The sequence below is a fragment of the Niallia sp. WK069_GA_01 genome (assembly GCF_983173855.1).
Genome location: NZ_OZ470138.1, coordinates 104,304 through 130,892, shown reverse-complemented (window position 1 = coordinate 130,892; position 26,589 = coordinate 104,304). Strand labels below are relative to the sequence as shown.

The 26,589-nt window shown below is 35.2% G+C and carries 21 protein-coding genes and 1 tRNA gene; 21 read left to right on the top strand and 1 reads right to left on the bottom strand.

The features are described from left to right. The first annotated feature begins 84 nt into the window (after positions 1-84). The 11 genes from mfd to AC5LWL_RS00680 all read left to right on the top strand — a co-directional run bounded on the left by mfd (position 85) and on the right by AC5LWL_RS00680 (position 12,341). Complete coding sequence (mfd, locus tag AC5LWL_RS00730) at positions 85-3,621, top strand: transcription-repair coupling factor (protein WP_493432571.1); 3,537 nt, start codon at positions 85-87, stop codon at positions 3,619-3,621. 713 nt (positions 3,622-4,334) lie between these two features. Next, positions 4,335-4,871 carry a stage V sporulation protein T gene (gene spoVT / locus AC5LWL_RS00725; protein ID WP_493432570.1) on the top strand — a complete coding sequence of 179 codons (537 nt, stop codon included), beginning with the start codon at positions 4,335-4,337 and terminating at the stop codon, positions 4,869-4,871. A gap of 376 nt (positions 4,872-5,247) precedes the next feature. After that, positions 5,248-5,628 (top strand): GntR family transcriptional regulator, encoded by a 381-nt coding sequence (locus AC5LWL_RS00720; RefSeq protein ID WP_493432569.1) that lies wholly within the window; start codon positions 5,248-5,250, stop codon positions 5,626-5,628. Between the two features lie 5 nt (positions 5,629-5,633). Further along, on the top strand, positions 5,634-6,740 hold the full coding sequence (locus AC5LWL_RS00715; RefSeq protein ID WP_493432568.1) for a DUF1648 domain-containing protein: 1,107 nt from the start codon (positions 5,634-5,636) through the stop codon (positions 6,738-6,740). Positions 6,741-6,911: 171 nt separating this feature from the next. Further along, positions 6,912-8,522 (top strand): putative polysaccharide biosynthesis protein, encoded by a 1,611-nt coding sequence (locus AC5LWL_RS00710; RefSeq protein ID WP_493432567.1) that lies wholly within the window; start codon positions 6,912-6,914, stop codon positions 8,520-8,522. Between the two features lie 7 nt (positions 8,523-8,529). Further along, the gene (gene yabN / locus AC5LWL_RS00705) at positions 8,530-9,993 is read left to right on the top strand and encodes a bifunctional methyltransferase/pyrophosphohydrolase YabN (RefSeq protein WP_493432566.1); all 1,464 of its coding nucleotides are present in this window, start codon (positions 8,530-8,532) and stop codon (positions 9,991-9,993) included. A 13-nt stretch (positions 9,994-10,006) separates the two neighbouring features. Then, the gene (locus AC5LWL_RS00700) at positions 10,007-10,264 is read left to right on the top strand and encodes an RNA-binding S4 domain-containing protein (RefSeq protein ID WP_493432565.1); all 258 of its coding nucleotides are present in this window, start codon (positions 10,007-10,009) and stop codon (positions 10,262-10,264) included. Positions 10,265-10,409: 145 nt separating this feature from the next. Continuing rightward, positions 10,410-10,712 carry a sporulation protein YabP gene (gene yabP, locus AC5LWL_RS00695; protein WP_493432564.1) on the top strand — a complete coding sequence of 101 codons (303 nt, stop codon included), beginning with the start codon at positions 10,410-10,412 and terminating at the stop codon, positions 10,710-10,712. Beyond that, positions 10,709-11,338, top strand: a complete 630-nt coding sequence (gene yabQ / locus AC5LWL_RS00690; RefSeq protein WP_493432563.1) for a spore cortex biosynthesis protein YabQ — start codon at positions 10,709-10,711, stop codon at positions 11,336-11,338. Before yabP ends, yabQ begins: the two co-directional genes overlap by 4 nt. 15 nt (positions 11,339-11,353) lie before the next feature. After that, positions 11,354-11,752, top strand: a complete 399-nt coding sequence (locus tag AC5LWL_RS00685) for an FtsB family cell division protein (protein WP_493432562.1) — start codon at positions 11,354-11,356, stop codon at positions 11,750-11,752. Between the two features lie 103 nt (positions 11,753-11,855). Beyond that, the gene (locus tag AC5LWL_RS00680; protein WP_493432561.1) at positions 11,856-12,341 is read left to right on the top strand and encodes a S1 domain-containing RNA-binding protein; all 486 of its coding nucleotides are present in this window, start codon (positions 11,856-11,858) and stop codon (positions 12,339-12,341) included. A 291-nt stretch (positions 12,342-12,632) separates the two neighbouring features. Here AC5LWL_RS00680 and AC5LWL_RS00675 read toward each other — a convergent pair. Next, positions 12,633-12,706, bottom strand: a tRNA-Met gene (locus tag AC5LWL_RS00675). A gap of 667 nt (positions 12,707-13,373) precedes the next feature. Here AC5LWL_RS00675 and spoIIE point away from each other — a divergent pair. The 10 genes from spoIIE to AC5LWL_RS00625 all read left to right on the top strand — a co-directional run bounded on the left by spoIIE (position 13,374) and on the right by AC5LWL_RS00625 (position 26,457). Next, on the top strand, positions 13,374-15,851 hold the full coding sequence (spoIIE, locus tag AC5LWL_RS00670) for a stage II sporulation protein E (RefSeq protein WP_493432560.1): 2,478 nt from the start codon (positions 13,374-13,376) through the stop codon (positions 15,849-15,851). Positions 15,852-16,025: 174 nt separating this feature from the next. Further along, on the top strand, positions 16,026-16,763 hold the full coding sequence (locus AC5LWL_RS00665; RefSeq protein WP_493432559.1) for a vWA domain-containing protein: 738 nt from the start codon (positions 16,026-16,028) through the stop codon (positions 16,761-16,763). Continuing rightward, a complete protein-coding gene (prkT, locus tag AC5LWL_RS00660) occupies positions 16,735-17,736 on the top strand; it encodes a serine/threonine protein kinase PrkT (RefSeq protein ID WP_493436503.1) in 1,002 nt (333 codons plus the stop codon). Before AC5LWL_RS00665 ends, prkT begins: the two co-directional genes overlap by 29 nt. A gap of 282 nt (positions 17,737-18,018) precedes the next feature. Further along, a complete protein-coding gene (gene tilS, locus AC5LWL_RS00655) occupies positions 18,019-19,404 on the top strand; it encodes a tRNA lysidine(34) synthetase TilS (RefSeq protein WP_493432558.1) in 1,386 nt (461 codons plus the stop codon). A 20-nt stretch (positions 19,405-19,424) separates the two neighbouring features. Continuing rightward, complete coding sequence (gene hpt, locus AC5LWL_RS00650; RefSeq protein WP_493432557.1) at positions 19,425-19,973, top strand: hypoxanthine phosphoribosyltransferase; 549 nt, start codon at positions 19,425-19,427, stop codon at positions 19,971-19,973. 107 nt (positions 19,974-20,080) lie between these two features. Beyond that, positions 20,081-22,006, top strand: a complete 1,926-nt coding sequence (gene ftsH, locus AC5LWL_RS00645) for an ATP-dependent zinc metalloprotease FtsH (protein ID WP_493432556.1) — start codon at positions 20,081-20,083, stop codon at positions 22,004-22,006. A 504-nt stretch (positions 22,007-22,510) separates the two neighbouring features. After that, a complete protein-coding gene (locus AC5LWL_RS00640) occupies positions 22,511-23,287 on the top strand; it encodes a type III pantothenate kinase (RefSeq protein WP_493432555.1) in 777 nt (258 codons plus the stop codon). Between the two features lie 48 nt (positions 23,288-23,335). After that, a complete protein-coding gene (hslO, locus tag AC5LWL_RS00635) occupies positions 23,336-24,217 on the top strand; it encodes an Hsp33 family molecular chaperone HslO (protein WP_493432554.1) in 882 nt (293 codons plus the stop codon). A gap of 210 nt (positions 24,218-24,427) precedes the next feature. Beyond that, complete coding sequence (locus tag AC5LWL_RS00630) at positions 24,428-25,120, top strand: ABC transporter ATP-binding protein (protein WP_493432553.1); 693 nt, start codon at positions 24,428-24,430, stop codon at positions 25,118-25,120. Next, a complete protein-coding gene (locus AC5LWL_RS00625) occupies positions 25,117-26,457 on the top strand; it encodes an ABC transporter permease (protein WP_493432552.1) in 1,341 nt (446 codons plus the stop codon). Before AC5LWL_RS00630 ends, AC5LWL_RS00625 begins: the two co-directional genes overlap by 4 nt. Positions 26,458-26,589: the final 132 nt, after the last annotated feature.

Genomic DNA, 26,589 nt, shown 5'->3' with positions numbered 1-26,589 from the left:
ATAGACTTGATGGCCTAGTGTTATAGAGAAAAGATAATAAAATGCAAAAGATACTATATCTTTGTGTAGGGAGGGACAAATCTATTGTTAGGGCTGAAAACGTTATTTAACCAACAAGAAGAAATTCAGACCTTGGTTTCTGGTTTTGAAGCAGGTTTGCATGAACAATTAATTTCTGGTCTATCTGGTTCTTCTAGAACAATGTTTTTAACATCTGTATATGAGCAAACAAAAAAACCTTTATTGGTGGTAACCCATAATTTACTACAGGCACAAAAACTTTATGATGATATTACTAATTTAATTGATGAGAAAGATGTCTATTTGTATCCTGCTAATGAATTGATTGCAGCAGAAGTAAGTATCGCTAGTCCAGAATTAAAAGCGAATAGGATTGAGGCATTAAATCACTGGACAAAAGAATCAAATGGAATCATGATTGTACCTGTTTCTGGGTTAAGAAAGCTGCTTCCTCCAACAAATCTTTGGAAGGATAGCCAAGTTTTATTAGAAGTCGGCGAAGAAATAGAGTTGGAAAAGCAATTAAAATTATTTATCGAAATGGGATATGTCCGGAATGATATGGTTTCTGCGCCAGGTGAATTTAGTGTCAGAGGGGGAATCATTGATATTTACCCTTTAACAGAAGAAGACCCTCTGCGTATTGAATTATTTGATACCGAAATAGATTCTATTCGTTCCTTTTCGTTGGAGGATCAACGCTCAAAAGAAAAATTGACCAAAATAGCGATTGGTCCTGCTACTGAAATCCTTTTTCAAGAAGAAGCGGTGGATTCCTTTATTGCAAAGCTGGAAGCAGGTTTAGCAAAAAGCTTAAAAAAGATAAAAGATACAGAAACAAAAACATTATTAACGCAGTCGATTGGACATGAAATAGAGCAATTAAAAAATGGCCAAAAGCCAGAGAAACTGTATAAATACTTATCGATTCTTTACGGAGAACAAACGAGTTTAATAGATTATTTACCTGAAAATGGCCTAATATTTATTGATGAAATTAGTAGAGTTCAAGAAATGAATGATACGTTAGAAAAGGAAGAAGCAGATTGGTATACAAGCCTGCTGAGTGATGGAGAGATTATTCATGGGATGACTCTTTCTCAAAATATTAACGATCTTTTGCATCGTTCTAAGCAGCCTATTGTATACATGTCTTTATTTTTACGCCATGTACCAAATACGAACCCGCAAAATATTATCAATATTTCGTGTAAACCAATGCAAAGCTTTCATGGGCAGATGAATGTATTAAGGACAGAAATGGAACGATGGAAGAAGAACCAATTCTCTGTTATCGTGTTAGGAAATGATCAGGAACGAGTTGAAAAGTTAGAACAAGTACTTCGTGATTATGAAATCAAGTCTATTATAAAGGGTGAGAACCAATCCATTTTAAAAGGAGAAGTTCAGCTTGTAGAAGGAAATCTACAGTCAGGATTTGAGCTTCCAATTTTAAAAATGGCGGTAATCACAGAAGAGGAATTATTTAAAACAAAAACAAAAAAGAGCTCGAAAAGAAGACAAAAGCTTTCGAATGCGGAAAGAATAAAAAGTTATTCGGAATTAAAAGTTGGAGACTATGTTGTTCATGTTAATCATGGAATAGGCAGATATTTAGGAATTGAAACGTTGCAGATTAATGGGGTGCATAAAGATTATCTTCATTTAAGGTATCAAGGAAGCGATAAATTATACGTACCTGTTGAACAAATAAACTTGGTACAAAAATATGTTGGATCAGAAAGCAAGGAACCGAAAATTTATAAGCTTGGCGGCAATGATTGGAAGAGAGTGAAAAAGAAAGTTGAATCCTCGGTACAAGATATTGCAGACGATTTAATTAAGCTATATGCTGAGCGAGAAGCCTCTGTAGGATACGGATTTTCTCCGGATGGAGAGATGCAAAAGGAATTTGAATTATCTTTTGCTTATCAAGAAACAGATGATCAGATTCGTTCTATTCATGAGATTAAAAAGGACATGGAACGTGAAAGACCGATGGATCGTCTTCTTTGTGGAGATGTTGGCTACGGAAAAACGGAAGTGGCTATTCGTGCTGCGTTTAAAGCGATAGCTGACGGCAAGCAGGTTGCATTTCTAGTACCAACGACTATCTTAGCACAACAACATTACGAAACATTGAGAGAACGTTTTCAAGATTATCCGATTGAAATAGGTTTGTTAAGCAGATTTAGAACAAGAAAGCAGCAAACGGAAACTTTGAAAGGATTAAAAGCAGGAACAATTGATATTGTTGTAGGTACACATCGAATCCTTTCAAAAGATATACAGTATCGAGATATAGGTTTATTAATAATAGATGAAGAACAGAGGTTTGGTGTTACGCATAAGGAGAAAATCAAACAGCTAAAAACAAATGTTGATGTGCTGACGTTGACAGCTACTCCTATTCCAAGAACATTGCATATGTCCATGCTTGGAGTAAGAGATCTTTCTGTAATTGAGACTCCTCCAGAAAATCGTTTTCCCATTCAGACCTATGTTATGGAGTATAACGGGGGACTTGTAAGAGAATCGATTGAGAGAGAACTAGCACGTAATGGCCAAATTTATTTTCTTTATAATAGAGTGGAAGATATTGAAAGAAAAGCAGAGGAAATATCTATGTTAGTTCCTGATGCGAAAGTGACGTATGCTCACGGAAAAATGTCAGAAAATGAATTAGAATCTGTGATGCTAAGCTTTCTTGAAGGAGAGTACGATGTACTGGTGAGTACAACGATTATTGAGACAGGTGTAGATATACCAAATGTTAACACCCTAATTGTTCAAGATGCAGATCGGATGGGATTATCCCAACTGTACCAATTAAGAGGAAGAGTTGGGCGGTCAAATCGAGTGGCATATGCCTATTTCACTTATCGGAAAGATAAAGTATTAACAGAAGTAGCAGAAAAACGATTACATGCAATTAAAGAATTTACAGAGTTAGGTTCCGGATTTAAAATCGCCATGAGAGACCTGACTATTAGAGGCGCAGGTAATTTATTAGGTGCCCAGCAGCATGGCTTTATCGATTCTGTTGGTTTTGATTTATACTCACAAATGTTGAAGGAAGCAATTGAAGAAAGAAAAGGAACCTTTGATGAACAGAGAAATCAGACAATAGAATTGGATTTAGATATTGATGCATATATTCCAGACTTCTATATTAATGATGGGCAGCAAAAAATTGAAATGTATAAAAGGTTCAGAGGGGTTACGTCCTTAGAGGAAGTAAGCGAGCTTCAAGAGGAGATGATAGACCGTTTTGGTGATTATCCTGCTGAGGTAGCCTATTTATTTAAATTAACGGAAATGAAGGTATATGGAAAGCAAGCAGGAGTAGAGTTGATAAAACAAACAAAAGAAGAAGTGCTCATTCTTTTATCAGAAGAAAGCAGCAGTCTTTTGGATGGACAAAAGATTTTTGAAAAGAGCTCTAAATATGGAAGAATGATTGGCCTAGGAATGGACGGGAAAAAATTAAAAATGGTTCTTCATGTGAAGGGCATTGAAACAGATAAATGGCTCGATGCTTGTTATGAAATGGTAGAAGCATTAAATAGTTTTAAAAAGGAGCCACAAGAGGCGAGTTAATTCATCCTATTTTTATTATTAGACATAAAGCTTGAGAAGGTATCTTGAAGTTAATCTTTAAGATACCTTCTTTTTGTATGATGGCTGGTTTCTAAGAATATCCTATTTTTAATAACTCAAACTTCACACCTTCAAATGTGTTTGCAAATCTTGATAGGATTCGGTTTAGAACAATAAAATGGGAGGCTTGTTTTTTATTGTGGGGGGTTGCTTCGCTTTCCGCGGGGCTACGCTTGCGCTGAGGAGGCTCATCGCACGCCCCACGGAAAGCGAGCATCCTGAAACGAGAATCTTGCCCCTATTTATAAGGAATAAGGTTTGCAAAAAAAACACCCAAAAGATTAATCAAACACCTTTTTCTAATTGCTCTAAACAAAGTTATGCTAATACATGAAGAGAAATTTATAACGGTGAAGTTTGAGTTAATAAATAATAAGTATGAATAGGATGTTTACCCTTCGCGGACAAGGGGAATAAAAAAGTATACACAAAATTGGAAGTTTATGACGTATTTACCCTTGTTGAAAAGTACAAAAAGAATTTTATGGAATTTGTTTGGAAAGAATCACATCATAGAGAAAATTTTACATAAAAATGTATAGAACGTTCTATATGATAGATACTATGTTTAAATAGGGTGAACATTTCATAGGAAGTTAATGGAATATTTACCAGATTAAAACAATCATCTGATGAAAGTGAGGCAACATGAAATGAAGGCAACTGGTATTGTGCGTCGAATCGATGATTTGGGCCGTGTTGTAATCCCAAAAGAAATCAGAAGGACATTACGTATTCGTGAAGGAGATCCATTAGAAATCTTTGTTGATCGAGATGGAGAAGTAATCTTGAAGAAGTATTCTCCTATCAGTGAATTGAGTGATTTTGCAAGAGAGTATGCAGAGGCATTGTATGATAGCCTAGGCAATGCTATTTTGATTTGCGATAGAGATACTTATATTTCTGTTGCGGGCGGTTCAAAAAAGGACTATTTAAATAAGAATATAAGTGAACTTGTAGAAAAGGCAATGGAAGATAGAACGTCTATTTTAATGAATGAGCAAGATCAAATTGCCTTAGTGGATGGAAATGATGAAAATATTTCTTCCTATACAATCGGTCCAATTATTGCAAATGGAGATCCAATAGGCGCTGTTATTATTTTCTCCAAGGAAAGCAGCCTAGGAGAAGTAGAAAAGAAGGCAGTTGAAACTGCAGCAGGTTTTTTAGCAAGACAAATGGAATCATAAATGCTTTGGAAAAAGGGTTGTCCAGTAAGTCGAATTATCGGCTGTTGGACAACCCTTTTTTAACCAGTAAAAAAGTATAGATTTCTTAAAATGGTAACGATGTCAAGATCCGACGTACAGAATGTACAAGTGTAGGCAACAGGATTTGCGTTGTTAGTCGATTTTCCTCTTTACGCGTACTTATCCGGCCAGCACCCTATTGATTTCACCGCTTCCCTCACCTCGCTTGCGCTTTTCTAAATAATACATAACATAGCACATTGTGTGACAATAAAAGAAGGAATTGGTTACAATAATTTATGATACTTTGTTCTATGTATGGTAGAACAAATCTGTTATAATATATATAGAACAAAAATAGGCTGGTGGGAAAAATATGATCATTAGAATTGAGCCTAAGGCTGATATACCTATATATGCTCAATTAACAAATCAAATCATGGAAGGTATTATTCGCGGAGAAATAAATAATGGCGATATGCTGCCATCAGTGAGAGCATTAGCAGCTGATCTTGGTATTAACATGCATACAGTAAATAAGAGCTACCATGAGCTAGAGGAAAAAGGGATTCTTAAAATCATTCCAAAATCAGGAGCAATGATTTATGTGCAAAAAGGGCTGCAAGCAAAAGAACCATGTCACAAGTTGATACAACAATTTAGACCGGCAGTCATCGAGGCATTAGTTTTAGGAATGGATGAAAAGGAAATCTCCATGCTTGTGAATCAAATAAGTGCAGAGGTGAAAGGAGAGTAAAGGGTATGGGAATGACCATAATTATCATTATTATTAGCTTTTTATGCATCATAGAAACAATATTGCCATTTATTATTAAAAAAACAGTTGTATTTGGAGTAAGTATACCAGATGAAAAAGTAAGTTCTCCTATCATTCGATATTATAAAAAATTGTATAGTGCGGCAACATTTTCTGTTTCTGCGCTCGCTTTAATTCTGTTTTATTTATGGGGGATAAAGTCAAATTCAGCCGAAGACCAACTTGTGATAGTAGGCTTAGTAATTCAGTTTGGAATTATGTTATGGAGTATGTCTCTTTATTTTTATTTTCATGGAAAAGTATTGCGTTTAAAAAGAGAACAGCAATGGTATGCACATTTAAAGGAAGTGAAGGTAACAGCATTGAACCTTCGACAAGGGGATGAAATGCTGCCTTGGTATCTTTTTGTTCTCCCAATCGCTATTACAATAGGAATGATTATCTTTAGTTTAGCTAACTATACTCAGTTTCCAGCAAATATTCCTATTCATTGGGGATCTAGTGGACAGCCAGATCGTTTTGCAGTTAAAACACCGTTTTCTGTTATCTCCTTATTACTTGTTTTATTAACGATGCAAGCGATGTTTTTAGGATTGCATGAGCTAACAAAAAAATCTGGAATAAAAATGAATCCCACAAATATAAAAGGATCTAAGAACAGACAGCTGTTGTATCGTAAATATACAAGCTGGTTTTTCTTTCTGCTTACGATTCTAATTACAATATTGTTTTCGTTTATACAAGTAATAACTTTATACAAAGAACTTTATGATACGGTGGTAATGATGGTTCTTCCGATATCCTTTTTACTGTTAGTGTTAGCAGGCTCTCTTTTTTTCGCTGTGAAAGTAGGGAAATTAAACGGTTCATATGAAGGCGAGGATGACATGGCAAACAAGGAAGAGGTGGTCGATATAGATGAAGACCATTATTGGAAAGGTGGCCTCTTTTATTATAATAAAAATGACCCTTCCGTATTTGTTGAGAAGAGATTTGGAATTGGCTGGACAATGAACTTTGCTCATCCAATTGGGTATATTATGATTGTTGTTCCGATCTTAGTTATTCTACTTATTAGCTTTATTTCATGAATATAATGAAAAAAATACCGAAGCCAAGTTTAATTCATGCTTGGTTTCTTTTTATTGTAGCAACAAAGAGCGGAGCTGTAGCTATGGTAAAAAGGATTGGTATACTTTGTTTATGCCGGAAAAAATTATGCTATAATACTAGCGACATAAACAAAGGAAGGGGCTTTTCTGATGAAGCCTAATATACATTCAAGCGACTGGTTTAAAGGTGCTTTTATACTTACCCTTGGAGCGCTGATTACAAAAATTTTAAGTGCCGTTTACCGTATCCCTTTTCAAAATATCGTTGGAGATACTGGATTTTATATTTATCAGCAAGTTTACCCTTTTTATGGAGTAGTTGCAGCTGTTTCTACGTATGGATTTCCGGTTGTTCTTTCGAAGTTATATATGGAAATGAAGATGGAAGAAGATTACACAGGATTATCTAATTTGTTAAGGTCTTCTTTCTTCTTTTTATCTTCTATAGGAATCGTTTCTTTTTTCTTTTTGTTTATTGGTGCAGATTCTATTGCTTCTTTAATGGGAGATCCTGAATTGAGCAAATTGTTAAAAGTAATTGCCTTTTCCTTTCTTATTTCACCGCTTGTTGCTTTACTGCGGGGGATATTTCAAGGGGAGGGATCCATGATACCAACTGCGGTTTCTCAAGTGGGAGAACAGCTTATTCGTGTAAGCACCATCTTGATTACGGCAGTCGCTTTTACTTATCAAGGTTTTTCTCTTTATACAATAGGAGCAGGAGCTATGTTTGGCTCGATAACAGGCGGTTTGATTTCTCTCCTGCTGTTGTTTTACTATTATAAAAAGGGTTCCTATACTTTTTCCTTTCTTAGACCCGTTTTTTATCATAAAAAGAGTCATAAAAAATTATATAAAAAGCTCATATTTGAAGGACTGACTATCTCTATCAGCAGCATGTTATTAATATTGGTGCAATTGGCAGATTCCTTAAATTTATATGTGGGTTTAGTATCCTCTGGGATAAATAGCGATACAGCAAAAGCGTTAAAAGGGATATATGATCGAGGGCAGCCTTTAATTCAAATGGGAACAGTGTTAACTACTTCCATGGCATTGACACTTGTCCCTTTTATAACGAGAGAGAAAATTAAAAATAATCGAAAGCAATTAGTGGAAAAAATCCAATTATCGTTAACAATAGGGTTATTTATAGGAGCGGGGGCAACAGTAGGGCTTCTTAGCATAATGAATGAAACAAATACGATGCTATTTAAAAATGCAAATGGTTCAACCGTTCTGTCTATCTTAACCTGTATTATTTTATTAAATGCTATTATCGTAACAGCCACCGCCATTCTACAAGGGTTAGGGTATTCACTCTATCCTGCTGTGGTTATATTGGGTTCTTTTTTTATAAAATACAGTTTAAACAAACAATTAGTAGAGTCTTACGGGACGATTGGTGCAAGTGTTGCATCTATAATCACTTTTATTATTATCATGATTCTTTTATTGTGGAGGTTAGCATGTGTTATAAAGAAGCCTCTTATGAATAAAAAAAGTGTAATGACTATATTTTTTGGAGCATGTATGATGTTTCTTGTTCTAAAATTATACTTATTATTAACGGGATTATGTGCCGTCTTTATACACCATGATCGGCTTTTTTCTAGCTTTCAAGCAATGAGTGGAGTTGTAATTGGGGGAATCATCTATTTATTTATTGTGATCAGAGCAAATATTTTTAAACAGGAAGAGTTGATTTTATTGCCATTTGGCAGTAAACTTTCACTTTTTCTACCGACAAAAAGGAGGTAGTATACTTTTGAATAAGATCGAGATTATTGGTTTAGGTGCAGGGGATATAAATCAACTTCCCTTAGGTGTATATAAAACGCTTATGAATAATGAGAAGACAGTGTATATGCGAACAATGGATCATCCTGTTGTGGAAGCCTTGCAGGCGGAGGGGGCAGATTTTCAGTTTCTTGATGCCATTTATGAAAAACACGATCAATTTGATTCGGTATACAAAGAAATAGCAGCACTGCTTCTAGAAGAAGCAGGGAAAGAAGAAATTATTTATGCAGTTCCTGGACATCCCCTTGTGGCTGAAAAAACAGTTCAGCTTTTGATTGAAAAAAGCAAGGAAGGGGTAGTGGACTTAGTATTTAGTGGAGGTCAAAGCTTTTTAGACAGCATTTTTCAAGCAGTAAAGATAGATCCAATTGAAGGATTTCAGCTTCTTGATGGTACTTCACTAGATAGTAATGAAATACAGATTAGACAACATCTTATAATTGGACAAGTATATGATACGTTTTCTGCCTCAGAGGTAAAATTAACGTTAATGGAAAAATTGCCATATAATTATCCTGTCACGATTGTAACGGCTGCTGGAAGCAAGGATGAGTGGATAAAGGAAATAGAATTACATGAATTAGATCGGGAAGTTAATATCAATAATTTAACTTCTGTTTATGTTCCTCCTGTACGCGACCAAGCAATATTAAATAAAGAATTTACGAATCTAAGACAAATCATCGCAACACTTAGGAGTCCTGAAGGTTGTCCATGGGATAAAAAACAAACACATGCAACCTTGCGAAAGTACCTGGTGGAAGAATGTTTTGAACTGATTGAAGCGATTAATGAAGATGATATTGATCATATAATGGAAGAATTAGGTGATGTATTATTGCAAGTGATGCTTCATAGTCAAATTGGGGAAGACGAAGGATTTTTTACAATTAATGATATAATTGAAGGAGTTTCCTCGAAAATGATTCGCCGGCATCCACATGTTTTTGGGGAAGAAACCGCAGATACTGTGGATGATGTAATGGACCATTGGCAAAAAGCAAAAAGTTTAGAAAAAGATCAAAAACAAGCTTCTATTTTAGATGGGATAAATAATGCGGCTCCTAATCTATTAAGAGCATATGAAATGCAGAAAAAGGCTGCGGAAGTAGGGTTTGACTGGCCAGAAGTAAATTCAGCCTGGGGAAAAGTTCACGAAGAAATAAAGGAATTTAAAGAAGAGCTTGCAAATGGCCATCATCCTGAAATGGAAAAAGAGTTTGGTGATATTTTATTCTCTCTTGTTAATATTGGCAGATTTTATAAATTAGACCCTGAACTAGCGATGTACCAAACAAACCAGAAATTTATTCGGCGTTTTCGCTCTATAGAAGAACAAGTAAAAAATAGCGGGAAGGCCTTTCATGAGTTAAGCTTAGATCAACTGGATGAATTTTGGAATGAGGCTAAAAAGAAAGAAAGGCAATAATGGAGGGATAAACTTGCGCTTAGACAAATTTTTAAAAATATCAAGATTAATAAAACGAAGAACATTGGCAAAAGAGGTTGCAGATCAAGGCAGAATTTTAATAAATGGTCAGCAAGCAAAAGCGAGTTCAAATGTGAAAGTAGGAGATGAACTCCAGGTTCGTTTTGGACAAAAAGTAGTAACGGCAAAAGTGGAATTATTGCAGGATTCAACTAAAAAAGAAGATGCTGCAAATATGTTTACCATCCTAAAAGAAGAAACATTATCTTAAGTTTATAGCTACTTAAAAAAGGGAAAGAAATAGTATCTTTTGGTTAGTAATAAGTAATGCTCCGTTTTGAAAGCTTGTTCTAATTTCTTTAATCTCTCATACAATAATACAAGTAGATTGTACTATTGATTGTGAGGGATAAAAAATGAGCCAAAATTATGAGTCAAATACACTGAAAAGCAACACAGTAGAACATGATGTTATAATGAGGGGAAGAAAGCTTTTAGATATTACTGGAGTAAAGCAAGTGGAGAGTTTTGATAATGAAGAGTTTCTCTTAGAAACGGTTATGGGTTTTTTATCTATACGAGGGCAAAATCTTCAAATGAAAAACTTGGATGTAGAAAAAGGTATTGTGTCTATTAAAGGCAAGGTTTTTGATTTAGTATATGTAGATGAGCAAAATGGAGAAAAAGCTAAAGGATTCTTTAGCAAGATATTCCGATGACACTATCGGTGCAATTTATAACCATGCTGGCGATGGTTGGCATGGGTTTATTCTTTGGATTATGTTTCGATACGTATCAATATTTTTTAAAAAGACCTGAACGAAAAAGAGTCATCGTTTTTATCCATGATCTTCTTTTTTGGATATGTCAGGCACTGCTTATATTTTATGTTCTTTTTTTGGTTAATCAGGGAGAAGTACGTATTTATATTGTTTTGGCATTAATTTTAGGTTTTGCTTTTTATCAAAGTATTTTGAAAGCCCCTTATCTTCGTTCATTAAAACTTTTAATTTCTATTAGTGTCCAGTTATATTACTTTATTGTTAAATTATTGGTCAATATTGTGTACAAGCCGATTAAGTCATTGGTTTTATTTCTTGTTTCCATTATTATTATGCTATACAAGGGACTTATGGCACTGGTGAAATTCGTGTTAAGGGTATTAAGATTTATCGTAAAGATGCTATTTATGCCGATAAAATGGATCTTTACACTTTTATGGCTGATTATGCCGAATAAAGGTAAAAAACACGTCGAGCGTTTTTTTGATAAATTTGCAGGATATCCCAATAAAATAAAGAAGTATTGGATAACATGGATCTCAAATAGAAAAAAACGTGAATGAGGGGAGGAGCAGCGTATGAGTGCCATAAAAATAAAAAAACCAGATGTTGCAAAATTGCAGACAGACTATACAATACAACAAGAGGCAACTAGCATTAGCGCGACAAGAAGGAAGAAACTATTATTCCGCCGTCTAACCGTTTTTTTCCTCTTTGCCGCAGCTTTTGGATTTTTGATGATATCAACACTCATATCTCAAAGCTCCACACTGGAAGAGAAAACAGTAGAAAAGAAGAAGCTGGATGTTAGAATTGCTTCATTACAAAAACAGGAAAAGGATTTAAATGAACAAATTGCTAAATTAAATGATCAAGAGTATTTAGCAAAACTTGCTAGAAAAGATTTATTTTTATCTGAAAAAGGTGAAATAATCTTTAATATTCCTAATGAAAAAGGCGATAATAGTAAAAAATGAAGCATAATAAGGACGGCAGTTGTATTGACACCCTTTTTTTTCATTTTGTATAATATAATATAAGCATGATTTTTTTATATCCTTAAGGAGGCAAAACTTTTTTATGTCAATCGAAGTAGGCAGCAAGTTACAAGGAAAAGTGACAGGAATTACTAATTTTGGTGCGTTTATTGAACTCCCAGAAGGCGCAACAGGCCTTGTTCATATTAGTGAGGTCGCAGACAATTATGTTAAAGACATTAACGAACATCTTAAAGTAGGCGATCAAGTAGAAGTAAAAGTTATTAATGTGGAGAAGGACGGGAAAATTGGACTGTCTATTAAAAAAGCAAAAGACAGACCAGAAAGACCAGAACGACCAGAAAGACCACATTCACATGATCGCGGAGAAAGAAGAGAATCTAGAGGTGGATACTCAGGCAATTCTCAAAGACCACCACGTCATGCAAAACAGAATGAGAATCGTGTACCTAGAGAGAATTTTGAGTCGAAGATGGCACGTTTCTTAAAAGATAGTGAAGACCGATTAGCTTCTCTAAAACGAAATACTGAGTCTAAACGTGGGGGAAGAGGCGCTAGACGAGGGTAACTTGCTGCTGAATTTCTAATAAATAGCACGGTTTATCGTTTATATATTCCCGTAGCTTAAGCAAGCCGTGATGGCTTGCTTTTTTGTATGCGAAAATTTTAACAGGTAAAAAGAGGCGTTAATTTTGCAGTTAAGGATGGAGTATTTTAATCTGAAATCCTTTATTTGTTATTATTTTCCGTCTAAATAAGAAGGATCGTGTTTTCAGCTTTGTGTAAGGAATACTAGATTTCATAAAAAAAGCATATAAAAAAAGACTATAGAATTATTCTATAGTCTTTTTTGAAAAGATAGCGGCAGAGGGGATCGAACCCCCGACCTCACGGGTATGAACCGTACGCTCTAGCCAGCTGAGCTACGCCGCCATAATATAATATGAATGAGACACAAGATATATGATACAAAGCAAAGGACAAAAAGTCAATTCTTTTTTTATAAATAAGCCGTATATCTAGAATTTTGAGATGGATTAGAATCGCTACGTAAGATCGCCTTTTATCAAGTTAGCCACCCATGCTAATAAAGATTCGCACCATGGCGCATGAAAAGAAGCAACTTTCTATTTTATTTTATGGTCTAAGTTAGAAGCAGGGAGTAGGTGGAATACACGAAGACTCCCGTGGGAGGATCGGCACCCGCCCCATGGAAAGCGAAGTGTATTCCGGCTGCGGCCCCCCATTGAGACAGACAAATCCTTTTTTAGGGTAACCTACAAAGATATCTCAAATGAGAAGTTTATTATTTTAATAGAACTAATTTTTCCTTCATTTTATGACAAAAACATGCAGAAAAAGTAACATGTAGAAAACAAAGGGAGAAGTTTATTTTTCACATAAAGCAGATTAATCCAACTGATAAAGGAATATCGAAATATTTTAAACCCATTCCATTTTATCGAATTATGTTTTTTGCTGAAAAATTAAGTGAAAGAAGTCGAGTGAAAAAAAATAGCTCGTCCTCCATTTTGACAAACTTTTAAAAAAATACACTCTATAATTTTGAACAACGATACTGAGTAGGGAGTGTATATAAATGGAAAAAGTAGAAAGGGACTTAATCGACACAATAGGTGAAGTAGATTTTACAAAATCAAAACTGGGGTTGGGCGCTTTTTTTCAAAAAATTCATACTAAAATAGAAAACCTTTTTCTTGTTAAAGGCTATATGCTGTTCTTTATTGGGTTCTTATTAGGCAGAGCATTAATACTAGCGAAATTAACTCCATTTAGTCTCCCTTTCTTTGCAGCCGTATATTTAACGCGTAAAGAAAAGGCACCCATTGCTCTAGTAGGTTTAATAGGAGGAGCTGCAACACTCTCACTAAAAGAATCATTTTCTACCTTCATGCTTTCTTTTTTATTTTTAATTATTTTTAAGATTATAACGCGAGTGAAAAAAAACGAACAAAGTATGGTTCCGCTAATTGTATTATTGACTATATTGGGAGGCAGTTTATTAGAAGCTTATATTGTACAAGGCGAAATTACACTGTATGGCGGAATGATGTCTCTTGTAGAAGGTAGTTTAGGATATATATTAACACTTATTTTTTTACAGAGCCTTCCATTGCTAACCGTGAATAAACGGAGGCAAGCTTTAAAAACAGAGGAGATTGTCTGCCTCATCATTATGTTAGCGTCTGTTATGACTGGAACGATTGGTTGGACGGTGTATGATATGTCGATCGAACATATCATGTCGAGGTATTTGGTGCTTATCTTCGCCTTTGTTGCAGGAGCTACCATTGGGTCGACAGTAGGTGTTGTAACAGGATTAATATTCAGTTTAGCTAATATTTCTAGTTTCTATCATATGAGTTTGCTCGCTTTTTCGGGTCTTCTAGGAGGCTTGTTGAAAGAAGGAAAGAAGGCTGGGGTGGCATTAGGACTCTATATAGCAACACTATTAATTGGAATGTATGGGGAAGGTGGCGGAACTTTAACGGCATCCATTATGGAAACGACAGCAGCAGTTATCTTATTTATGCTAACACCTCAACTGCTAACGTCACGGATGGCTAAACATATTCCAGGAACAACCGAATATTCGTTAGAACAGCAGCAGTATATGCGGAAAATGAGGGATGTAACGGCACAAAGAGTTTCCCAGTTTTCTACTGTATTTCAGGCACTTTCGAACAGTTTTTCAGCTAGTAATACTTCTTCAGAAACGGATGACGGCGATCGGGAACTGGATTATTTCTTAAGTAACGTAACAGAAAAAACATGTCAAACTTGTTTCAGGAAGGAACATTGCTGGGCGAGAAACTTTAATACAACATATGATTATATGAAAGATATTATGACAGAAATGTCCGAAAATGATGGGAATATTTCAATGAATTTATCAAGAGAATGGGAAAAGCATTGTACAAGATCTAAAAAGGTAACAGATGCCATTCATCAAGAACTGACTTTATATCAAGCAAACCAAAAATTAAAAAAGCAAGTATTGGAAAGTAGAAAACTAGTAGCAGACCAGCTCTTAGGTGTTTCTGAGGTGATGGGGGATTTTGCTAAAGAGATCCAAAGAGAACGTGAAAATCATCATAAACAAGAGGAGCTTATATTAGAAGCCATACAGGAGTTTGGAATACACATTGAAAACGTGGAGATATATAGTCTAGAGCAAGGAAATGTCGATATTGATATTACCATTCCATATAACACAGATCATGGAGAATGTGAAAAATTAATAGCACCTATGTTATCAGATATTCTTGGAGAAACCATTATTGTAAATACAGAAGATGTATCTGCTTACACAAATGATTATAGTCATGCTACCTTCCGTTCAGCTAAAGCTTATGTCGTAGAAACAGGAGTTGCTCATGCGGCAAAAGATGGAGGATTTATATCGGGGGACAGCTATTCTACTATTGAACTGGGACTTGGAAAATATGCAATGGCAATAAGTGATGGAATGGGAAATGGGGAAAGAGCACATGTAGAGAGTGAGGAAACATTACAGCTGCTGCAGAAAATTCTTCAATCGGGAATTGAAGAACAAGTTGCCATAAAGTCTATTAATTCGGTTCTATCCTTGCGTACAACAGATGAAATATTTTCTACTTTGGATTTGGCAATGATTGACTTGCAAAATGCAGCAGTGAAATTTTTGAAAATTGGTTCCACGCCGAGTTTTATAAAAAGGGGTTCCACAATTGTGAAAATCCAAGCGAGTAATTTGCCTATTGGAATATTACAAGAATTCGATGTGGATGTTGTTAGCGAGCAATTAAAGGCTGGGGATATCCTTATTATGATGAGTGATGGGGTGTTTGAAGGTCCGAAGCATGTGGAGAACTTTGATGTATGGATGAAAAGAAAAATAAAAGAATTAAAAACAGACGATCCACAAGAAATATCCGATTTGATCATGGAAGAAGTAATTCGTTCCCGATCAGGGATGATAGAAGATGATATGACGGTACTAGTAGCAAAAATAAGCCATAATATTCCAAAATGGAAGTCGATCCCCGTTCGAGCATATAGCCAAAAGGCAAATTAATTGAAAGGAACAAAGCTGCTAAGCATTCCCTTAGCGAGTGGCAAATTGTATTCAGAGTGCGAATTGAATAAATATTATCTATCCGAAAATAGTCTAAAACAAAGAAAAGTATGTATAAATACTCCTTATTCCGTCGAAAATGGGACTAACTCATAAATGGAGGGGGAGTAAGCAATGAAAGCAGGAACACTTAAACAAATTTTACTTATTACAGATGGATGCTCAAATCAAGGGGAAGATCCAATAGCGATGGCTGCATTGGCGAATGAACAAGGGATAACAGTTAATGTTATTGGTGTTATGGAACATGATACGATTGAAGAACAAGGGATTAAAGAGATTGAGGGAATTGCCATGTCTGGTGGTGGAGTAAGCCAGGTAGTTTACGCCCAGCAACTAGCACAAACGGTTCAGATGGTCACAAAAAAAGCGATGACTCAAACATTGCAAGGTGTTGTGAATAAAGAACTGCAGCAAATATTAGGAAATTCAAAAACGGTAGAAGACCTGCCCCCAGAAAAACGTGGGGAGGTTATGGAAGTAGTAGATGAATTAGGGGAGACAGTGGAATTAGAAGTGTTGATACTAGTAGATACAAGTGCCAGTATGAAGCATAAGCTGCCAACAGTAAAAGAGGCATTGATTGATCTTTCATTAAGTTTAAATGCTAGATCGGGGGAAAATAAGTATTCGGTTTTTGTATTTCCCGGGAAAAAGAAAGAAGTCGAGAAACTGTTGGATTGGACACCAAGACTTGAGTCTCTCACTAGTATTTTTTCTAAACTTACAACAGGTGGAATAACCCCAACTGGCCCAGCGCTAAAAGAAGCGATCCATTACTTTAAGAATAAACGCTCATTAAGGAGCTTGATTTCACGTGGCGATGATGAATACTTCGAAGAGTCTATTTAAAATAAACCATGGTACTATTATTCAAGGAAAATGGCATAGAAACAAATATACCATCTTAAAAGAACTTGGTTATGGAGCAAATGGGACTGTTTTCTTGGCGGAATCCAAAATAGGACAAGTTGCTTTAAAGGTAAGTAGCAATGGGATGTCTATTATTTCCGAAGTAAATGTTTTAAAATCCTTTGCGAAGGTCCAAGGTTACAGCCTTGGACCTTCTTTGATGGATGTGGATGATTGGATTACTAACAGCGGAACAGTTTCCTTTTATGTAATGGAATATATCAAGGGGCCGGATTTATTAACATTTATCCAACATAAGGATAGCTCTTGGATAAATGTATTAATGATTCAGCTCTTAAAGGATTTGCAAGTTTTGCATGAGAATAATTGGGTATTTGGAGATTTAAAGCCAGAGAATTTAATTATTACTGGTCCTCCCACAAGAATTAGATGCATTGATGTAGGAGGAACGACCATCCAAGGGAGAGCAATCAAGGAATTTACTGAGTTTTTCGATCGTGGATATTGGGGAATGGGTACAAGAAAGGCGGAACCCACTTATGATTTATTTGCGGTTGCTATGATCATCATGAATATTGCTTTTCCAAGAAGGTTTAATAAAACCAATGGAGGTCTCAATCAATTAAAAACGATGATACAAAAGAATAATGATCTGCTGCCATATGAAGGAATATTATGTCAGGCTTTTACAGGAAAGTATACAAGTGCGAATGAAATGAGAAGAGATTTATTACACTTATCGAGTGGCACTCCTGTTAAAACGAGAGCCGCTGTGAAGTCATCTACTGTCAGAAGTAATAGAATAAATCAACAGGTGAAAAAGAAAAATGGTTCATTAAGCAGAAGTACGGTAGTGAAAAAGAAAAAAAAGGCAGGAGTACTTGAGTCCCTTTTTCTTATTCTTCTCATTTCTTTACTATACTTATTTTATATCTATGGACAGCTAACCTGATGTGGTTTAGAAATATCTGCCCGCCACGTGAAAAATGTTGGAAAGCGTAACTATTTTTGTTTAAGTTTTAAAGCGAAAGTAAAGAAAACCCCTTCCTTATTAGGAATAATTAGATGTTACTATGAATGAGAAGTAAGTATAAAAAAATAGAAAAGAGAATCTCTTTGAAAACCATGTATTAAAAGTGGTATTCTATAGTAATAATAGACTACATATAATCGGTTGAAAATATGAACAACTGGGTATGTAGAATAGAGAGAATGAAATAAGGAAGAATGGCATATGTTAGCACAAAAAGTAGAAACATATTTAGATGCGAGAGGATTAAGACTAGAAGGGAATAAAATTCTAATTGGGGTTTCAGGAGGTCCAGATTCGCTGGCATTACTTCATTTTCTTTGGAGCAAACAAACAGAATGGAATATCACTGTTATGGCAGCACATGTTGACCACATGTTTAGGGGAGAGGAATCACTGCAGGAAGCAAAATTTGTAGAAGCATTTTGTTTGAGAAAATCTATTCCGTTTGTGATGACAAGCGTAGATGTTCCACTCATTATTAGGGAAACCGGTGTGAGTTCTCAAATAGCTGCACGAAAATGTCGCTATTTGTTTTTTGAAGAAATGATGGAAAAGCATGGTATGAATTATTTGGCACTAGGTCATCATGGGGATGATCAAGTAGAAACGATTCTTATGAGACTAACAAGAGGAAGTACAGGTGAGTCAAGAGCTGGGATTCCGTTTACAAGACCATTTGGAAGAGGATCCTTGTTTCGTCCATTTCTTTGTCTCGAAAGGCAAGACATTGAAGCATATTGTTTAGAAAATGTACTAGACCCTAGAAGAGATCCAAGTAATGAAAAGGACGTTTATAGCAGAAATAGATACAGAAAATATGTTCTTCCTTTTCTTAAAAATGAAAACCGCCATGTAGCCCGGCATTTTCAACGCTTTAGTGAAGAATTACAAGAAGATGAGCGCTATTTAATGGAATTAACTATTGAGACATGGAATACAGTGGTAAGAAAGAAGAAAGATAATGAAATAATTGTTGACATTGATGTATTTCTTTCTATAGCTATTCCTTTACAAAGAAGATGTATTCATCTAATATTAAACTATCTTTATAAAAAGATACCTGCTTCATTATCCGCATTACATACAGATAAGATTATTACTTTGTTGAATAGTCCTCATTCATCTGGAAACATTAATCTCCCTGAAGGCTTAAATGTGGTTAAATCGTATCGATTAGCCCATTTTCAATTGAATTTTCTACCAGAAGAAACCTTTTATCATGAAATTTCAAAAATGGGAGAGATATTATTACCTAATGGGTACTATATTAAGGTAGAATGTAGAGACAGTAGACCACTGCTTGATGCTAACAGTATTCTTTTATGTCCAGAAGCTATCTCGTTTCCTTTAATTATTCGCACTAGAAGAGATGGAGATAGAATAAAGATAAAAGGAATGAATGGAACCAAAAAAGTGAAAAGTATCTTTATGGATGAAAAAGTATCCATTCAAAAAAGAAAGACCTGGCCTATTGTAACAGATAGCGAAAACAATATATTGTGGATACCGGGCCTGAAAAAATCAATTCATTCTTATTGTATTGGTAATAGTGGTTGTTATCTTTTAATAACATATAAAAAGCAATGATCTTCTAGGGGGCACACTTAATGAAACATGATATTGAAAAAATATTAATATCAGAAGAAGAAATTCAAGGAAAAATAAAAGACTTAGCATTTCAATTAACAGAAGAATATAATGACAAATTTCCATTAGCAATTGGTGTTCTTAAAGGGGCAATGCCTTTTATGGGTGATCTTCTAAAACGAATGGATACATATTTGGAAATGGATTTTATGGATGTATCAAGTTATGGGAATTCTACTGTATCTTCTGGTGAAGTGAAGATAATCAAGGATTTAGATACGTCTGTTGAAGGCAGAGATATTTTAATCATTGAAGATATCATTGACAGCGGCTTAACACTAAGTTACTTAGTGGAGTTATTTCGTTATCGAAAAGCAAAATCAATTAAGATTGTAACACTGCTTGATAAACCAACTGGAAGAAAAGCAGATCTTCATGCAGATTATGTAGGATTTATCGTACCAGATGCTTTTGTAGTTGGCTACGGCTTGGATTATGCAGAGAAATACCGTAATCTTCCGTATATTGGTGTTTTAAAACCAGAAATTTATTCATCAAACAACAATTAATAGGGCAATTTAGAAAAACAGTAAACAAAAAGGTTAATTTCTTGAATTTACACAATTTTCTATGATACGATACACTATAGTTTGTTTACCGTGGGAGGAGGTAAGGGATGAACCGTATTTTCCGTAATACCATCTTTTATTTATTAATATTTTTAGTAATTATAGGTGTAGTAAGTTTTTTCAATGGAAATAACGAACCTACCAAGCATATATCCTATAATCAATTAATTAGTCATCTAGAAAAAAATGAAGTGAAGTCCATTACAACACAGCCTGAACGAGGTGTATTAGAAGTACGAGGACAATTAAAATCATATAAAAGTGATGAATATTTTGTCTCATATGTAACGAATAACGAAACTGTGCAGCAACGAATTGATAAAGCAGCACAAGAAGGAACGAGTACAGATGTACTTCCGGCACAAGAAACAAGCAGCTGGGTAACATTCTTTACTTCGATTATTCCGTTTGTGATTATTTTCATTTTATTCTTCTTCCTGCTTAACCAAGCCCAAGGCGGCGGCAGTAGAGTGATGAATTTTGGGAAAAGTAAGGCAAAGCTTTACAATGAAGAGAAAAAGAAAGTACGCTTTAAAGATGTAGCTGGAGCAGATGAAGAAAAGCAAGAGTTAGTAGAAGTAGTAGAATTTTTAAAAGATCCAAGAAAGTTTGCTGAACTTGGAGCAAGAATACCAAAAGGTGTTTTACTTAATGGACCTCCAGGGACTGGTAAAACATTATTAGCAAGAGCTGTTGCTGGTGAAGCTGGTGTGCCATTCTTCTCTATAAGTGGTTCAGACTTTGTTGAAATGTTTGTCGGTGTTGGTGCTTCCCGTGTTCGTGATTTATTTGAAACAGCGAAAAAGAACGCACCATGTATTATCTTTATTGATGAAATTGATGCTGTTGGTCGTCAGCGTGGTGCCGGTCTTGGTGGAGGGCATGATGAACGAGAGCAAACACTTAATCAGCTTTTAGTTGAAATGGATGGTTTTGGAGCGAATGAAGGAATTATTATTATCGCCGCTACAAACCGCCCGGATATTTTAGACCCGGCATTATTACGTCCAGGACGTTTCGACCGTCAAATCACGGTTGACAGACCAGATGTAAGAGGCCGTGAAGCAGTTCTGCAAGTTCATGCTCGCAATAAACCGCTAGATGCTAGTGTAGATCTTAAAAGCATTGCAATGCGTACTCCAGGTTTTTCAGGTGCAGATTTAGAAAATCTTCTGAATGAAGCAGCACTTGTTGCAGCTAGATCAGACAAGAAGAAGATCGATATGGAAGACTTGGATGAAGCAACGGATCGTGTAATTGCAGGGCCAGCAAAGAAAAGCCGCGTAATCTCGAAGAAAGAAAGAAATATTGTAGCATATCATGAGGCGGGTCATACAATAATTGGTGTTGTTTTAGACGAAGCTGATATGGTACATAAAGTAACGATTGTTCCTCGCGGTCAAGCAGGCGGTTATGCTGTTATGCTTCCAAAAGAAGATCGTTTCTTAATGACAAAACAAGAGCTTCTTGATAAAATCACTGGCCTATTAGGCGGACGTGTAGCAGAAGATATTGTATTTGGCGAAGTGAGTACAGGTGCTCATAATGACTTCCAAAGAGCAACGAATATTGCCCGTAAAATGGTAACAGAGTATGGAATGAGCGATAAGCTTGGACCATTGCAATTTGGTCAAGTTCAAGGGCAAGTATTCTTAGGAAGAGATTTAAATAACGAACAAAATTATTCCGATGCTATTGCATATGACATTGATCAGGAAATCCAAAGAATAATTAAAGAATCGTATGAAAAAGCAAAAACTATTCTTACGGAGAACCGCGAAAAATTAAATATCATTGCAGAAACGCTTCTAGAAGTAGAAACATTAGATGCTGAGCAAATTAACAGTTTGTATAAAGATGGAAAACTTCCAGACCGTTCTGCTAAATCGGAAACCATTTCATCTGGTGAAGATGATGTGAAAGTAAATATTAATATGAAAAAAGAAGATCAAGAGCCTAAAGAGGACCTATAATTTCTTTTTTTAAAAAAGGATGTGCATATGCGCATCCTTTTTGCATGAAAATGGGGACAAAACTGCATCTAAAAGAGCAAAATAAAGCAAGTTCATATTATATTTATAAATGATTTTGATATTTCATAACTAATAGGATATTATGTTATGGTAATCGACATATATAGAAATGAATCTGACTTATAAAGAGGTTGTTCAACTAAAAACACTCCCGTCCTTTGAGCAACGCTGAAGTCACCATATGCTGTGGAAGGCTGATGCTCTAGTTGATGTCGTCTCGAACTTCTAGGTCCTTTTTATCCGCCTTTTGAACATGCATTAAAAGCAAAATAGATGAAATTTATGGTTGCTACCGTTAGAATTTATAAAGCTGAATCTGTTATTAAGGTGGTTTTTAGATAGATTGATGTTCAAGGGAATCCGAGGAAGTGGAGTGAATCGGGTGAATTTCAGCTATAAAGTGAAAGGTCATTAAGTACTAATAATAAAAAAGTGGTGAAGGTTATGATTTTTGTTTTTGATATTGGAAATACAAACATTGTTTTAGGCGTGTATGATAATGATAAATTAAATCATCATTGGAGAATCGAAACGAATCGTTATAAAACAGAAGATGAATATGGTATGATCATTAAATCTCTGTTTGACCATGTAGGTTTGCGTTTTTCTCAAATTGATGGGATTGTTATTTCCTCCGTTGTTCCTCCGATTATGTTTGCATTAGAAAGAATGTGTGAAAAATATTTTCATCTAAAACCTTTAGTCGTTGAACCTGGAACAAAAACTGGTTTGAATATAAAGTATGATAATCCGAAAGAGGTTGGCGCAGATAGGATTGTTAATGCAGTCGCTGCTATTCATGAATATGGCAGTCCGTTGATTGTAGTGGACTTTGGAACTGCGACTACATTTTGTTATATAAATGAACAGAGGCAGTATATGGGCGGAGCAATCTCTCCAGGGATTAATATTGCAACAGAGGCCCTTTACTCTAAAGCGGCAAAACTGCCAAGAATAGAAATTGTACGTCCTGATGGAGTAATTGGAAAAAATACCGTTGCTGCCATGCAATCTGGAATTCTGTATGGTTATGTTGGGCAAGTTGAGGGTATTGTGAAACGAATGAAAGAGCAAAGTATTGAGAATCCTAAAGTTATTGCAACAGGTGGATTGGCTAACTTAATAAAAAAAGAATCCCATATAATTGATGTGGTGGATCCATTTTTAACATTAAAAGGCCTACAGCTGATTTATAAAAAAAACAAAGATAACATTAAATAATTTTTTGTTTGTGTAAGAAGAATAGTTTCTAAAAAGGAGTAATAATAAATGGGTGATTATTTAGTTAAGGCATTAGCGTTTAATGACCAAGTGAGAGCGTACGCAGTAAAAAGCACAGATATAGTGGCTGAGGCACAAAGAAGACATTATACTTGGCCAACAGCTTCTGCAGCGCTAGGAAGATCACTAACTGCTGCAGCTATGTTAGGAGCTATGCTAAAGGGCGATGAAAAGCTGACCGTAAAAATTGATGGCGGCGGACCTATTGGACTAATATTGGTAGATGGAAATGCAAAAGGAGAAGTTAGAGGATATGTAACGAATCCGCAGACACATTTCGATTTAAATGAGCATGGTAAATTAGATGTCAAAAGAGCAGTAGGAACAGAAGGAACATTATCAATTGTAAAAGATATTGGGATGCGTGATTATTTTACAGGTCAAGTACCGATTGTTTCTGGGGAATTAGGAGAAGATTTTACTTATTACCTAGTAACATCTGAGCAAGTACCATCTTCCGTTGGAGTGGGGGTTCTTGTTAATCCTGATAACACGATATTAGCAGCTGGTGGGTTTATTCTTCAGTTATTGCCAGGTACAGAGGAAGAAACAATTGAAAAAATTGAAAAGCGTTTAGGCGAAATACCACCTATTTCTAAATTAATTCAAAAGGGATTAACACCTGAAGAAATTTTAGAAGAAATTTTTGGCAAAGAAAACATGAAGGTAATGGAAACAATGCCGGTTTCTTTTACTTGCACATGCTCTAAAGAAAGATTCTCTAATGCTATTGTTAGTCTTGGCAAAGAAGAAATAGACGATATGATTACAACCGATGGTCAAGCGGAAGCGCATTGTCATTTCTGCAATGAAAAATATATATTTACAAAAGAAGAATTAGAAACTCTTTCAGAAGAAGCAAAACGATAGGCATTTTTGATTTCATGGTTACAATATCCTAGCTATTGAAATCAGCACATGGCATGCTGAAAAGTCTTAAAATAGAAAAAGAAAAATCTAATAATAGTAAGAATAGGAAAAAGCATAGCGCACCCTGCTATGCTTTTTTTTTATTAGTGTAGGGTTTTTAACCAATTATTTCGTTTATTTAATAGTTTGTTTAATCGGAAGGAGAAAAATATGATAAAGATTAAAGAGGTTAGTCATTCATTTGAAATCGGAAAAAAAAATAAAAAAACCACTTATTCTGTGCTGAAAAACATTAATCTCGAAATAAAAAAAGGCGAAATTGTAACGGTTATAGGAAGAAGTGGATCGGGAAAGTCGACATTGCTAAATTTAATCAGTGGATTTATGCAAGCAAATGAGGGAGAAATATGGATAGATAATCAAAGAGTAACTGATTTCAATGAAGCAGCATTTGCTGATTTTCGTTTAAGGCATATAGGATTTATCTTTCAAAGTTTCCAACTCATCCCGAGCATGACTGCATTTGAAAATGTGCAGCTTCCTCTCATTCTTAAGGGGGAAGGAGAAAAAGAACGGAAAGAAAGAACATTAGAGGTATTAGAAAGAGTTGGTTTGCAAGATTTTGCTGACCATTATCCTAGTGAGCTATCTGGCGGGCAGCAGCAGCGTGTTAGTATTGCAAGAGCGTTAGTTGTGAATCCTCCGCTTATTTTAGCTGATGAACCAACGGGCAGCCTGGATAGTGATACAGAATCTGAATTATTAACCTTTATTAAAGACTTAAATCGTGACTTACACCTTACATTTTTAATCATTACACATGATGAAAAGGTCGCTAAAATAGGAGATCGTATTGTGCAAATAAGTGATGGGAATATAGTAGAGGAGGTTCACTCTGTATGAGATGGAAAGATCAAATTGCATTTGTTAAGCAAAATATGAAAAAAAATAAAACAAGGTTGTTTATGACCATTTTAGCAACGGCAATGGGATGTGCGTTTCTTATTGTGTTAGCTTCTGTAGGGTTTGGTTTAAATGAATCCATTGTAAAGCGAACAACAGAAAATCGAACGGTGACGAAGATAGAAGTCCCAGGTAAAAATGAAGGGGATAGTGAGGGATTAACAGATAAGGATATTCAGTATTTTGAATCCGTTGCACATGTGAAATCTGTTACAAGAAGACAAATGCTACAGCAACCAGGGGAGTATTCATTGGATTCATTTAAGATCACTCCCGATACTGTAGTTGCAAATATGCCTTCTGAAGTAAAAGCCGGTTTTGAACTATCAAAAGGCAGGCTCCCACAAAAGGATAATGAGGTAGTGGTCGGTTATCATTTTCTAGAGAACCTATTACCAGAAGGCATCGATTATAATGAGATTTATGATGAAAAGGGCCAGTTAAAAGATAAGTATCTTTATAAAGGTGAATTAATTGGAAAAGAAATTGAACTTAAGGTACATAAATCCGAGAAGGAATCAGAAGATAAAGAGAAAAAAATAACATTAAAAATAGTTGGATTAGGAAAAAAACCAACAAAAGACTGGATATATGATTATAATGTATATATTTCAGACAATATCTTAAAATCGATTGAAAGCTTTACAGGCACAAACAAAGGAGCATTAAAAGCATCGGGGGAAAGCGGTAATCAGCTAAGCGATGTAAGAGTGTATGACCAAGTAAGTATTTATGCAGAAAGATTAGAAAATGTTGAGAGTATATCTAAGCAGTTAGAGGATGAAAATTATTATGTGTATTCTGTTTTAAGCGAGTTAAAGGAAATCAATAAAGTGTTTGCTATCTTAAAAGTTGGCTTAATTTTTATTGGCACTATTGCTATTATTATCGCATCCATCGGTATTTATAATACGATGACAATGTCTGTTACGGAAAGAGTGCCAGATATTGGAATTATGAAAGCCTTAGGGGCAAACCCAGTTATTATAAAAAAAATATTCCTTTTAGAAAGCAGTTTTATTGGGCTGATTGGGGCAATTGTTGGTACGATTGTTTCCTACGCCATTAGTTATTTAGTGAATTTTATTATTCCTATTGTTGTTAAGAGTTTCTTTAATGAAGATATTCCAACTGGATTCACATTTAGTTATATTCCAATAAGTCTGCCGCTTATCTGTATAACTATTTGTTATGCAGTTACTATAATCTCCGGATTACGACCAGCAAGAAGGGCAACAAAGGTAGATGTATTAAAAGCATTAAGAAGAGAAATATAAAGTGAACCTTCCATTCAGTGGGGATTTTGTTTTTCTTTGTTAAGGTGGGATAAATAAAAAAAGATAGATTAAAAATGCATATATGGACCAATGCCTGTCTTGTTTCGTGAAGTTTTTCTTTTTTTAGTGTTA